General features: G+C 43.6%; 12 protein-coding genes. 10 read left to right on the forward strand and 2 right to left on the reverse strand.

All coding sequences use genetic code 11. The features are described 5' to 3' along the window. Positions 1-79 precede the first annotated feature (79 nt). Positions 80-898 carry an AraC family transcriptional regulator gene (locus MHI32_RS12780; protein WP_076135544.1) on the reverse strand — a complete coding sequence of 273 codons (819 nt, stop codon included), beginning with the start codon at positions 896-898 and terminating at the stop codon, positions 80-82. 277 nt (positions 899-1,175) lie between these two features. Here MHI32_RS12780 and MHI32_RS12785 point away from each other — a divergent pair, with 277 nt between their 5' ends. The 6 genes from MHI32_RS12785 to MHI32_RS12810 all read left to right on the forward strand — a co-directional run bounded on the left by MHI32_RS12785 (position 1,176) and on the right by MHI32_RS12810 (position 6,436). After that, positions 1,176-1,943, forward strand: a complete 768-nt coding sequence (locus MHI32_RS12785; protein WP_076202612.1) for a sugar phosphate isomerase/epimerase — start codon at positions 1,176-1,178, stop codon at positions 1,941-1,943. Further along, positions 1,936-3,033, forward strand: coding sequence for a Gfo/Idh/MocA family oxidoreductase (locus tag MHI32_RS12790; protein WP_036686323.1), 1,098 nt, complete (start codon positions 1,936-1,938; stop codon positions 3,031-3,033). The genes MHI32_RS12785 and MHI32_RS12790 overlap by 8 nt, the downstream gene beginning before the upstream one ends. Positions 3,034-3,055: 22 nt before the next feature. After that, entirely contained in the window at positions 3,056-4,126 is a 1,071-nt protein-coding gene (locus tag MHI32_RS12795) for a Gfo/Idh/MocA family oxidoreductase (protein ID WP_339248411.1), read from the forward strand. 34 nt (positions 4,127-4,160) lie between these two features. Further along, the gene (locus MHI32_RS12800) at positions 4,161-5,129 is read left to right on the forward strand and encodes a sugar phosphate isomerase/epimerase (protein WP_076101695.1); all 969 of its coding nucleotides are present in this window, start codon (positions 4,161-4,163) and stop codon (positions 5,127-5,129) included. After that, positions 5,117-6,106 carry an aminoglycoside phosphotransferase family protein gene (locus MHI32_RS12805; protein WP_340012470.1) on the forward strand — a complete coding sequence of 330 codons (990 nt, stop codon included), beginning with the start codon at positions 5,117-5,119 and terminating at the stop codon, positions 6,104-6,106. Before MHI32_RS12800 ends, MHI32_RS12805 begins: the two co-directional genes overlap by 13 nt. 72 nt (positions 6,107-6,178) lie before the next feature. Then, positions 6,179-6,436, forward strand: a complete 258-nt coding sequence (locus MHI32_RS12810) for a DUF2164 domain-containing protein (protein WP_076125970.1) — start codon at positions 6,179-6,181, stop codon at positions 6,434-6,436. 19 nt (positions 6,437-6,455) lie between these two features. Here MHI32_RS12810 and fabV read toward each other — a convergent pair whose 3' ends face one another. Continuing rightward, the gene (gene fabV, locus MHI32_RS12815) at positions 6,456-7,646 is read right to left on the reverse strand and encodes an enoyl-ACP reductase FabV (RefSeq protein WP_076275831.1); all 1,191 of its coding nucleotides are present in this window, start codon (positions 7,644-7,646) and stop codon (positions 6,456-6,458) included. Between the two features lie 144 nt (positions 7,647-7,790). Between fabV and MHI32_RS12820 the strand changes: the two genes are divergently transcribed. The 4 genes from MHI32_RS12820 to MHI32_RS12835 all read left to right on the forward strand — a co-directional run bounded on the left by MHI32_RS12820 (position 7,791) and on the right by MHI32_RS12835 (position 12,259). Further along, the gene (locus tag MHI32_RS12820; protein ID WP_254848944.1) at positions 7,791-8,789 is read left to right on the forward strand and encodes an aminoglycoside phosphotransferase family protein; all 999 of its coding nucleotides are present in this window, start codon (positions 7,791-7,793) and stop codon (positions 8,787-8,789) included. A gap of 67 nt (positions 8,790-8,856) precedes the next feature. Next, positions 8,857-9,396 carry an HXXEE domain-containing protein gene (locus MHI32_RS12825; protein ID WP_076125975.1) on the forward strand — a complete coding sequence of 180 codons (540 nt, stop codon included), beginning with the start codon at positions 8,857-8,859 and terminating at the stop codon, positions 9,394-9,396. A 139-nt stretch (positions 9,397-9,535) separates the two neighbouring features. After that, entirely contained in the window at positions 9,536-10,603 is a 1,068-nt protein-coding gene (locus MHI32_RS12830) for an ABC transporter ATP-binding protein (protein WP_076125977.1), read from the forward strand. A gap of 189 nt (positions 10,604-10,792) precedes the next feature. Next, the gene (locus MHI32_RS12835) at positions 10,793-12,259 is read left to right on the forward strand and encodes a family 43 glycosylhydrolase (protein ID WP_076125979.1); all 1,467 of its coding nucleotides are present in this window, start codon (positions 10,793-10,795) and stop codon (positions 12,257-12,259) included. The last annotated feature ends 79 nt before the right edge of the window (positions 12,260-12,338 follow it).

Consider the following 12,338-nt stretch of genomic DNA (forward strand, 5'->3'; position numbering starts at 1 on the left):
TATAGAAGCAGGGGTTGTCCTAAAAGTAGCTTTTTCTACTAAGGGACAACCCTTTTGCAATGAAACGGGTTTACTTCATTTACACCTGTTCTCTGCTGTGCACACGATATTCTCTTGGTGACATCCCGAAACGACTTCGGAAGACCCGGTGAAAATAGGTGTAGTTCGCAAAACCACAAGTTTCTGCTACTTGCTCCAGCGGCATGGGACTGAAGGTTATCCGTTCTCTGGCCATTTCCAGTCGGACATCGTTTACATATTTAATAATACTGGTCCCAAAGGCTTCCTTAAATAAATGAACGGCCCGCGAGACGGATATACCCACAAAACCTGCTACATCTTCCAATAGAAAGGGTAGGGTTGCGTGCTCCTCAACATATTGCTTCATTCGGTATGCCAGATAACCTTTTGGAGTAATTGCTGGCTGGTCTGTAATTAGCCGGTCGATTTCCATACATAGAATTTGCAGATAGCAGGCAGATATTTCTGGAGAGAAGTCGGAAAGTCGACGGTGCTCCAGAATCAATTGGCGAAACAAGCCAAGAAAATTCTCACTAAGCGGCACACTTAGGCGAGTGGGTCTTTGTGAACGTTGCCACCATTCATCAATCCATGTTCCTCCGCAAAAGATATGATAATCTCCGCTTTCAATTCGTGGCTTGCCCACAGGGTACTCTTCTTTATCTATGATCAAATAGTAAGGATCATTTGGAGCGAATAACATAATATCCCCGCTTTCCACAGGTGACATCACACCATCGATCAATGCACGGCTTCTTCCTTCTGTTTGCAGACGTATAAGAAAGTTCTGGTTCCCTTGACTTTGAGACATATGAAAAGGCTTGCGATGAAAAGAAAATCCGGCTGATAATACGTGACAGGTAGCAGAATGAGTCATAGGTCCTCCTGGGTGTATTGAAATGATAAGCAGATTGTTCATGTTTTAATCATATTATTCATTTTAATATATACGCTTTCATATTACTATGTAGCTAAGCAATAAAGAAAGAAATCGACCATCAACGCTAGAAACAGTCGGTATTAGCTGTGCTTACAAGAATGACAGTTTAAGGAAACTGATGTGAATCAGATTAGTCAATTCTGTTACAGCATTATTGTTCAAGTGACTGTCACTACAGAAAGCTAACTTTAAATCCAATTGGAGTGATTCGAAAATGCTGAAGATAGGCCTGCAATTGTATACGCTCAGAGAAGAACTGGAACAGGATTTTGAAGGGACATTGCGTAAAGTAGCAGCCCTTGGTTATAAAGGTGTGGAGTTTTTCCATTACTTCGGCCGTAGCGCAGCAGAAGTCAAACAATTGCTTGATGAACTTGGACTAGTAGCGCTGGGTGCACATCGTCCCTATGACGCGTTGTTGAATGATACAGAGGCAGAGATCGCGTACAACCTGGAGATTGGAAATCATAATCTGATTGTGCCGTATCTGTCAGAAGAACAACGTAACTATGAAGAAGTTGCTGCGAATCTGAAGATTATTGGAGAAAAGTGTAAGGCGCGTGGAGCGGTTCTTTTGTACCATAATCATGACTTTGAGTTAACTGATCGATATGGTGACCGTACAGCGTTTGACGGTTTGTTTGAAGAGGTGCCGGCTGATTTGCTGCAAGTTGAAATGGATACATGCTGGGTACATCACGCAGGTTATGATGCCGTAGAATATATCAACAAATACGCTGGCCGGTTGCCAATCATCCATCTTAAAGATTTGAAGAAACATGAGGATGGTTCACCGGAAACGGTTGTTCTAGGCGAAGGAGAAGTAAACCTTACAGCAATTCTTGATGCGGCTGTACAGGCAAAGGTAGAGTGGGCGGTAGTGGAGCAGGATTATTGCAGCCGTTCACCATTAGGAAGTGTAGAAGATAGTTTGAAATGGGTAAAAGCATACGCTAATCAAGGGGGAAATGTTCATGTCTAAAAAGTTGAGAATTGCTATTGTCGGTTGCGGTGGAATTGCTAATGGAAAACATATGCCAAGTTTGTCACGTCAAGCAGATGCTGAAATGGTAGCCTTCTGTGATATCGTCGAAGAACGTGCACAGGAAGCAGCAAAAACCTATGGTGCTGAAGGCGCGGCTGTATATACAGATTATCAAGAGCTTTTGAAAGCCGGAGGATTCGATATCGTGCATGTATGTACACCGAATGACAGTCACTCCGTGATCACAATCGCAGCATTGGAAGCTGGCAATCATGTAATGTGTGAGAAGCCAATGGCGAAGACTACAGCTCAAGCACAGGAAATGTTAGAGGCTGCCAAACGCACTGGCATGAAATTGTCTGTAGCTTATCAGAACCGTTATCGTGCGGATAGTGAATATCTTAAAGACGTTTGTGAAAACGGTGAGCTTGGTGAGATCTATTATGCAAAAGCGATTGCCGTTCGTCGTCGTGCGGTTCCTACATGGGGCGTATTCCTGGATGAAGAAAAGCAAGGCGGCGGTCCACTGATCGATATCGGTACGCATGCGCTTGATCTAACATTATGGATGATGGACAATTATAAACCGCGTAGTGTTATGGGCTCGACTTTCCATAAGCTTGGTAACCGTAAAAACGGCGGAAATGCCTTTGGTCCATGGGACCCTGAACAATTTAAAGTAGAAGATTCAGCATTTGGATTTATTACCATGGAAAATGGTGCTACAATTGTACTGGAATCAAGCTGGGCTCTTAATGTATCTGAATTTGGAGAAGCGAAGACGCTCCTAGCAGGTACAGAGGGTGGTGCAGATATGAAGGACGGGTTACGCTTAAATGGTGACCGTGGTGGCCGTCTATACGAGACTAAAATTGACTTGTCCGCAGGGGGAGTAGCTTTCTTTAACGGAGGACAAGAGAGTGAATCCGATCGTGAAGCTCGCTTGTGGCTTGAAGCAGTTCGGGAAGATAAAGAACCAGTAGTTAAACCTGAACAAGCCCTTGTCGTTACCCAAATTTTGGAGGCTATTTACGAATCTTCCCGTACAGGTCGTGCTGTGTATTTTGACGGAACATCAGATAACTAAACGAGAAGCAGGTGTGAAGTTCATGAGTTCAAACAGACATTCTGTAGTCATTGTTGGTTTTGGAGGAATGGGAAGTTATCACGCAGGATTGATAAAAGAGACCTCTACCTTAATCGTAGTTGGAACGTACGATGTGCTTGAAGCACGTCGTACCAATTCCAACGACGCTGGCTACAAGGCGTACCAAAGTTATGAAGAAGTATTGGCAGATTCTTCGGTCGAAATTATTCTAATTGCCACACCGAACGATGTGCACAAAGAAATTGCGATTCGTGCATTACAAGCTGGCAAACATGTCATTTGTGAGAAGCCAGTTGCTCTATCAAAGGTTGAATTTCAAGAAATACTGGCGGCGGCTGATGAAGCCGGACGTGTGTTTATGGTGCATCAGAACAGACGTTGGGATGAAGATTTTCTAACTATCAAAAAAATGTACGACGAGGAGACGATTGGATCCCTATTCCAGATCGAATCCCGCGTGCACGGAGCGAACGGAATTCCTGGAGACTGGCGTCATGTTAAGGCACAAGGCGGAGGGATGCTGCTGGATTGGGGCGTTCACTTATTGGACCAGCTATTATTCATGATTGATAGCAAAATCACCAGTGTGAGCAGTAGTCTAAGCTTTATTTTAGGAAACGATGTCGATGACGGTTTTGAAGCTATTCTGCAATTTGAGAATGGGATTAAAGCGATCGTAGAGGTTGGGACGACTAACTTTATTACTTTGCCAAGATGGTATGTGAAGGGTATCGAAGGCACTGGAATTATTGAAGACTGGTCTTTAACAGGAAGATTGGTGACCAGAAATAACGCAGGTGAAAAAATCGAACCGAAGCCGATTCGTGCAGGTGTAGGACTAACTAAAACTATGGCACCTCCATCGGAGGGGGCAACGATCACTGAGGAATTACCTCAGCCGTCGGAGTTAAGCTCTAGCTTTTATGATAATTTCGCTGCTGTCATTGAGGGAACTGCAGAACCTATCGTTAAGAACGCTGAGGTTATGCGGGTACAGAATTTGATAGAAGTTATTTTTGAAGCTGCTGAGAGTAATCAAGTGGTGAAGAATTTTGATATCTACGATAAATAATAAGTAAACTATTTCCAAGAGGAGGTGGCCTACAATGAAACTTGGAGTATTTATGGTCTTGTTTGGAGGTCGTAAGCTGGAGGATGCTCTTGATTACGTAGTATCCAAAGGGTTAAAGGCGGTAGAAATCGGTACGGGAGGCAATCCTGGCAACAGCCACTGCGACCCTAAAATGCTGCTGGAGAATGAAACAGCCTTACAAGAATTCAAACATGCCGTGGAATCTCGCGGACTTACAATCAGTGCTTTGAGCTGCCACGGTAACCCATTGCACCCGCAAAAAGAACTTGCTCAAAAGGATCATGAGGATTTCGTAAACTCGGTCAAATTGGCGCAGAAGCTAGGGGTTCCGGTTGTGAATACCTTCTCTGGATGTCCTGGAGATCATGAGGGTGCTAAATATCCGAACTGGCCTGTAGCTCCATGGCCCAATGATTATCAAGAAATTCTGGACTGGCAATGGGAGAACAAGGTTATTCCTTATTGGAAAGAATGGGGTGCCTTTGCCGCTCAGCATGATGTAAAGGTAGGTCTTGAGCTGCATGGCGGATTCTCTGTACACACACCAGGTACTCTGCTGCGGCTGAGAGAAGCAGCAGGTGAAGTGATCGGTGCGAACCTTGATCCGAGTCACATGTGGTGGCAAGGAATTGATCCTGTGCAAGCGATTCATATTTTGGGACGCCAAGGTGCAATCCATCACTTCCATGCGAAGGATACCGTTATTGATCCTGTGAATGTCAATATGCACGGATTAACTGATATGCAGTCGTATACCAAGATGCTTGACCGTGCTTGGCAGTTCCGTTCTGTCGGTTTTGGACATGATCTTAAGACTTGGGCTGACATTATTAGTGCACTTCGTTTGGTTGGGTATGACTATGTGGTTAGTATTGAGCATGAAGATGGGCTGATGTCTATTGAAGAAGGTTTCTCCAAAGCTGTAAGTAACCTTCAACAAGTATTGATTGAGGAGCCACTGACAGAAATGTGGTGGGTTTAAACGAAATGGAGAGCTTCACGAAAGTTAAATTAAATGATGAACAGCTGGATATTTTGGTGAAAGCGGTTTTCGGTTCAGAAACTGCGGTTAACCTTAGTTCAGAACTTACGGGAGGCTTTTTTAATACAGCCTATGATTTGGAACTCAGCACTGGGAAATCTGTCATTCTAAAGGTTGCCCCTGCTGTAGAGACAGATACGTTAAGTTACGAGAAGAACATTATGCGAACTGAAGTGGAAGCTCTCCGTATGGTTGCAGATAAGGGTGTTGTGCCCGTGCCTGCCGTCTACCATTATGATGAAAGTCTGCTGCTTATTCCTATTCCGTATTTCTTTATGGAGAAGGTGGAAGGCCAGCCCTACAGTGATGTAAAGGAGAGTCTTTCGCTTCCGGAGAGAGACGCTATCGAAACTGAGCTGGGGCGTTACAATCGCATAATCAATGAGATACGCGGAGAACGTTTTGGCATTTTTGGAACGGATTCAGAGGAGCCAAGAGCCTCGTGGAGAGAGACCTTTTCATGCCTGATGGAAAGTGTACTTGCTGATGCCAAGAGGCTGAATGCAAAGCTACCTGCGTCCTGTGAAGAGATTATGCAGGAGGTTTTCAAGTATCTCCCTGCATTAGATGCCGTAACCGAGCCACGACTGGTGCATTGGGATTTATGGAATGGGAATGTATTTGTGAAGGATGGAGTCATCGTATCGCTGATTGACTGGGAGAGAGCCCTGTGGGGCGATGTGCTGATGGAGTATTATTTTAGGCATTTTGAGAATTCTGCCAGTTTCTATAAGGGGTACGGAACAACCTACGACAGTCCGAACGAGATTCAGCGGAAGAAGCTTTATGATCTTTATCTTGATCTTATTCTTACTATCGAATGTTATTCACGCAAATATGCAGACGAAGGTTATGTCCGTTGGACGCATGATAACTTGACTGAGGGTTGGAACCGTTTTAAAGGCAGCAGTGAATGAAGGTTATAGGTGTGAAAAATGACGTGCGAAAGCACGTCATTTTCCTGTATCTAATTAGATTGGAGGATTACCATGCAGCCGTTAAAAATACCGAGAGAACATAAGCTTCAGATTACAGCTAGTATTCAAGAATATTTTGATACAGAGCTGTCCAGTGAAATTGGGCAATTAGCCAGCGAGAACCTTCTCGATTTTATGCTCAAAGAACTTTCGCCTTATATTTACAATCAAGCGTTGGCGGATGCACGAAAAATGATTGAGCAAAAGATGATTTCTCTGGAAGAGGAGATTTATGCTCTCGAACAACCCTTATCCTCAGGCAGAAGATAATCCGAAAACACGATTAATTTTAGCGCAGATTTATAACAGTTACGTCTGGATCAGTATCAGCTTCGTAATCTACACCTTCAGTCTCGAATCCAAATAGCTGGAAGAATTCCTGTTTATAGCTATGCAGATCCGTTAGGTCGTAGATATTGTCTGAAGTAAGCTGGTCCCAGATTTCTATTACTTCTTGCTGGACTGCCGGAGACAATTCCCAATCATCTATACGGATACGCCCTTCTTCATCCACAGGAGTTCCTTTCGCTGCGTAGAGATGTTCAGCAAACAACCGATAGGTTTGCTCAATACAACCTTCATGAAGACCGTGCTCTTTCATGACTTTGTAAAGGGCGGAAATATAGAGGGGCACGACAGGAATCGCCGAGCTGGACTGTGTGACAAGACCTTTTGTGACCGCTACATAAGCTCTACCGTGAGTAACAGATAACGCTTCGTTAAGTGTTCTTGCCGTAGCTTCGAGATGGTCTTTAGCAAGTCCAATCGTTCCCTGGCGATATACGGCTTGAGTAAGCTCTGATCCGATATACGAATAAGCAATAGTGGTTGCGTGATCAGCTAATACTCCGGCTTGCTGGAGTGCTTCTATCCATAACTGCCAATCATCACCGCCCATCACCCGTACGGTATCATGAACTTCCTTATCGGTCGCGGGTTCGATGGAGATTTGAGTGACTTCACCCGTATGAAAATTTACAGTTTTGTTGGTAAAGGTGTCGCCAATAGGTTTGAGAACAGAGTTATATACTTCACCTGTCTCCGGGTCTGTACGGCGCCCAGAAGCAACACTGTAGATGACCAAATCGACTTGTCCTAATTCGCTGCGGATCAGCTGAATCGTTCTTTCTTTGGTCTCTTTGGAGTAAGCATCTCCGGTAACGCTGTAGGATTGCAGGCCTGCAGACTCCGCAAGTTGTTCGAAGGCGGCGGAATTGTACCACCCAGCAGAGGCTGTACGGGCTCCATTGCTGCTGCTCGGCCGATATACGCCTACTGTGCTGGCTCCAGCCCCAAAGGCGGCTGTAACCCGTGAGGCGAGGCCGTAGCCTGTGGATGCGCCAATGACAAGCACCTTCCGGGGTCCTTTGATCGCGGGTTGTGCCTTAATATACTCAATTTGCCGCTCGACTTGACGAGCGCAGCCTTGCGGATGTGCGGTTGTACATATAAAGCCACGTGTTCTAGGTTTTATGATCATAATAATAGTTTCCTCTCTTTCATGAAAAGCAGCTAATGATACGTGTTATTTCTAATTTTAACAATTTTCATTCCAATGGAGAAGGATTGTTTATCTTTCTTGGATCAAATACAATGAATCCCGGGCTTTTATGAGGTTGTATTTTTGCATTTTTACTTAACTCTGTATGGTGGTGAAGTCTTGGAAAGTCAGACTAAAACAAAATTGACGGTTGAGCAGCAGGACATTCTGGTGGGTGCTGCTTTTGGAAGCCATGTGAAAATCATTCAAAGTACGGAATTGACGGGAGGTTATTTCAACGCAGCTTATGACCTCCTATTGTCAGATGGCAGAGCTACGATCCTTAAAATATCGCCATCCGATGAGACAGACACGCTAAGTTACGAGCACGATATCATGGCTACAGAGGTTGCGGCAATGCAGCTAATGAAGTCTAAAGGAACGGTACCTGTGCCTGAGGTATACGCTTATGATAACAGCAGAAATTTAATATCGAGTGACTTTTTTTTCATGGAGAAAATAATCGGCCAGCCCTATAATGAAATTAAGGAAGAGCTTAGTCCGCAGCAAAGAAGTTGTATTGAGGAAGAATTAGGTCGTTATAGCCGGATTATCAATGAGATTCAAGGGGATCATTTCGGATTATTTAATGTATCCTCGAAGATAAAGGGGACTTCTTGGCGGGAAACCTTTCAAAATTTGATTGGCAACCTCCTTGATGATGCTCGGCGCTTAGAGGCAAAGATGCCCATTCCTTTAGAAAAGATTGAGGCGGAGATCAACAGCCGTATACATGTGATGGATGTGGTCACTGAGCCACGTTTAGTTCACTGGGATCTATGGGATGGGAATGTGTTTGTGCGAGAGGGAAGCATTGTTGCCTTAATCGATTGGGAACGGGCGTTATGGGGCGATCACCTTATGGAATATTATTTTCGCTATATTGAGGATTCTGAGCATTTCTGTAGAGGTTATGGGGACAGCTTTGATAGCCCTAATGAATGTGCACGCAAAAAACTCTACGACTTATATATCGATTTAATTTATTTCATTGAGTGTTATTCGCGTAAATACGATAGCCAAGGCCATTTCCAGTGGGCACAGGATAATCTGCTGGAAGGTTGGGAACGTTTCATGGGTTAGGACATTTTCAGCAAGATTACAACATAAGAAGGTAAGGAGGCTGAGCAGGAGAAGGGAGAGGATTCTCATGTTTGAGTGGCTAAGTGTACATATAGATATCGTAAGTTTGCTGTGGCTGTTGCCGATCCTATTTATGTTTCATGATTTTGAAGAAATATTAACGATTGAAGCATGGGGGGCAAAGTATAGAACCAGGTTAGAGGACGCAATTCCTTCGTTTATGCGCAAGACGTATCATTCGATGTTACAAATGACTACACGTAATTTTGCAATGGACGTATTATTCGTGTATATTTTTATAGTGACGGTAACTTGTATTGCAGTATTCTTTTCTAATTACTTATTGTACTTGGCAGTGCTTGCGGTATTTTTCTTACATGTATTTACTCATCTAGGACAGACGATATATTTAAAGATATATACACCAGGGGTAGTTACAGCAGTACTAGTAGTTCTTCCCTATTCTCTTTATGCGTATTATCGACTATTGAATGACAACTTGGTATCTCTTGGAGATATCGGATGGTCTCTGCTGTTAGTTCTTTTGCTGCTTCCGCCAATATTGTGGTTGTTAGTGAAGAATAGAACTCGCATTAAACAGAACTAGTACATAAGGCTGCTGCTGGCCATATCTTTTTCAGAAAAATCTTGACTAGAACCCTTAGAACTAGATAAAATAATACTTATTGCTTACAACTTGGTGAGAATCATTATCATAATTGACGAGGAAATGAGAGGGTGACAAGATGGAGCGCCTTTTAGAGGTAAAAGATCTAGCGATATCATTCAAAACACACGGTGGAGAAGTACAAGCGATCCGTGGTGTTAGCTTCCATGTAGATAAAGGTGAAACTCTAGCGATTGTTGGGGAATCCGGTTCCGGTAAAAGTGTAACTTCACAAGCGGTAATGAAGTTAGTTCCAACGCCGCCAGGAGAATATAAACGTGGACAAATTTTATTTGATGGACAAGATTTGATCGGTAAGTCTGAGAAGCAAATGCAGAAGATTCGTGGTAAAGAGATCGGTATGATTTTTCAGGATCCGATGACTTCCTTGAACCCGATGATGAAGGTCGGCAGACAAATTACTGAAGTACTGCACAAACATGAGAAAATCTCCAAAGAAGCTGCCAATAAACGTGGGGTTGAACTGCTTACGCTAGTAGGTATTCCTTCACCAGAGCGCCGCTTCAATCAATATCCGCATGAGTTCAGTGGCGGTATGCGTCAACGTGTCGTTATCGCAATGGCACTTGCAGCAAACCCTAAGCTTCTGATTGCGGATGAGCCAACTACAGCGCTCGACGTTACCATTCAGGCACAGATTCTTGACCTGATGAAGGAATTGCAGAAGAAGATTGATACGGCGATTATTTTTATCACCCATGATCTTGGTGTTGTAGCAAGAATGGCGGATCGTGTAGCAGTAATGTATGCCGGACAAATTGTTGAAATGGGAACTGCAGAAGAGATCTTCTACGATCCAAGACATCCTTACACTTGGGGATTGCTTGCGTCCATGCCAAGTTTAGAGAGCAAAGGTTCTTTGCTTACCGCTATTCCTGGTACCCCTCCAGATTTGATCAAACCGCCTAAGGGTGATGCCTTCGCACTTCGCAGCACCTATGCTATGCAAATCGATATGGAGAAAGAGCCTCCAATGTATAAGGTTTCGGATACCCATATGGTGAAGTCTTGGTTAATGCATCCGATGGCACCTAAGGTGGAACCACCAACAGTCGTTAAGAATAGACAACGTATACTTAAGAACGCTTATCCAGAGCCAGTTTTAGTGCAAGAAGGCGCTAAGTAAGCAACTTGTTTTAACTAAATAATAAGAGGAAACGCTAGGCCATTTAGTTGGCTTAGCGTTTTTTTTATTTTCTACAACGTTCACTATTATTTAAATAAATATGAATTAATACGAACTTAATTAAATAAAAGGGTTGACTATTTATCGTTTTCATCTCAAAATGAAAAGGCATACATAGGGGGTATAACGATGAAGAAGATAATTATTACTACTTTACTTAGCGTTTCATTATTAGCTGTAACCGCGTGCAACAACGACACGGCTAATTCTGGCAACACAAACAGCGGACCTGAGCCTGTTCAGCCTGTCTTCAAGAATGTTTCTGTACATGATCCTTCCATTATTTTGGCTGATAATAAGTACTATGTGTTTGGCTCACATTTGGCTTCTGCTAAATCCGACGACCTGATGTCCTGGACTCAATTGTCCTCTGGAGTTGTTGATGGAAACGTACTCATCCCGAATGTCAAAGAGGAATTAAAAGAGGCCTTAACCTGGGGAAAGACGGACACTTTATGGGCACCGGATGTCATTCAATTGGCGGATGGTAAATATTATATGTATTACAACGCGTGTAAAGGTGATTCCCCATTATCAGCACTTGGTATAGCCGTGTCAGACCATATTGAAGGACCTTATAAGAACAAAGGGATCTTCTTAAAGTCAGGTATGGTGGGTGTAGGCGATGACGGAGAAACTTATGATGCCACACAAAAGCCGAATGTTGTAGATCCGGATGTGTTCTTTGATAAAGAAGGCAGATTGTGGATGGTGTATGGTTCTTATTCCGGTGGTATTTTTATTATGGAACTGGATACAAGCACAGGATTCCCACTGCCGGATCAAGGTTATGGCAAAAAGCTTCTAGGCGCAAATCATGCGCGGATAGAAGCTCCCTATATGCTGTACAGTCCTGAGACGGATTACTACTACCTGTTCCTATCCTACGGGGGGCTGGCTGCTGATGGCGGATATAACATCCGTGTAGCTCGCTCGAAGACACCTGATGGACCATTTGAAGATTCTGAGGGCCAGGATATGATCGATTCACAGGGCACAGCTGGCGTATTGTTTGATGATCCTGCTTATGCTCCTTACGGAGTTAAACTCATGGGGAATTTCGAATTCCTGAATAATGACGATGAGCTCCCAGTAAGTGGGGAAGGATATGTATCACCAGGACATAACTCCGCATTTTACGATGAAGAGACTGGCAAGTATTATTTGATCTTCCATACACGGTTCCCGAATCGTGGTGAAAAGCATGAGGTTAGAGTACACCAGATGTTCATGAACGCTGATGGCTGGCCGGTGGTCGCACCACACCGTTATGGTGGCGAGACCATTGATAAATATACGAAAGAGCAAATCGCAGGCGAATACAAATATGTGAATCATAATAAAGAAATTACGGCAGATATCGTGCAATCGGAGCTAATTCAATTGACGAAGAGTGGTAAAATCAAAGGCGCAGTAAAGGGCAAGTGGAAGCTTATCGACGATCATACTGCAGAGTTAACGATAGGTGGTTCTACTTACAAGGGTGTGTTCCTGAAAGAGTGGAATGAAGCTACAGCCAGTAATGTTATGACGTTCACCGCGGTTTCTAATGAAGGGATCTCTATCTGGGGAAGTCATGTATCACCTTCGGAATAAGATAGTTTAAAAGGATTAACAGCAGAAGGGGTTTCAACTAGTCATGTGTAATGGCTAAGTTGAAACCCCTTTTATAATG

The sequence above is a fragment of the Paenibacillus sp. FSL H7-0690 genome, from assembly GCF_037980415.1.
In the GTDB taxonomy this organism is placed as follows: domain Bacteria; phylum Bacillota; class Bacilli; order Paenibacillales; family Paenibacillaceae; genus Paenibacillus_AQ; species Paenibacillus_AQ odorifer.

Coding starts and splice junctions, on each gene's coding strand:
- MHI32_RS12780 (WP_076135544.1), bottom strand. CDS start 898: ATGACTCATTCTGCTACCTGTCACGTATTATCAGCCGGATTTTCTTTT.
- MHI32_RS12785 (WP_076202612.1), top strand. CDS start 1,176: ATGCTGAAGATAGGCCTGCAATTGTATACGCTCAGAGAAGAACTGGAA.
- MHI32_RS12790 (WP_036686323.1), top strand. CDS start 1,936: ATGTCTAAAAAGTTGAGAATTGCTATTGTCGGTTGCGGTGGAATTGCT.
- MHI32_RS12795 (WP_339248411.1), top strand. CDS start 3,056: ATGAGTTCAAACAGACATTCTGTAGTCATTGTTGGTTTTGGAGGAATG.
- MHI32_RS12800 (WP_076101695.1), top strand. CDS start 4,161: ATGAAACTTGGAGTATTTATGGTCTTGTTTGGAGGTCGTAAGCTGGAG.
- MHI32_RS12810 (WP_076125970.1), top strand. CDS start 6,179: ATGCAGCCGTTAAAAATACCGAGAGAACATAAGCTTCAGATTACAGCT.
- fabV (WP_076275831.1), bottom strand. CDS start 7,646: ATGATCATAAAACCTAGAACACGTGGCTTTATATGTACAACCGCACAT.
- MHI32_RS12825 (WP_076125975.1), top strand. CDS start 8,857: ATGTTTGAGTGGCTAAGTGTACATATAGATATCGTAAGTTTGCTGTGG.
- MHI32_RS12830 (WP_076125977.1), top strand. CDS start 9,536: ATGGAGCGCCTTTTAGAGGTAAAAGATCTAGCGATATCATTCAAAACA.
- MHI32_RS12835 (WP_076125979.1), top strand. CDS start 10,793: ATGAAGAAGATAATTATTACTACTTTACTTAGCGTTTCATTATTAGCT.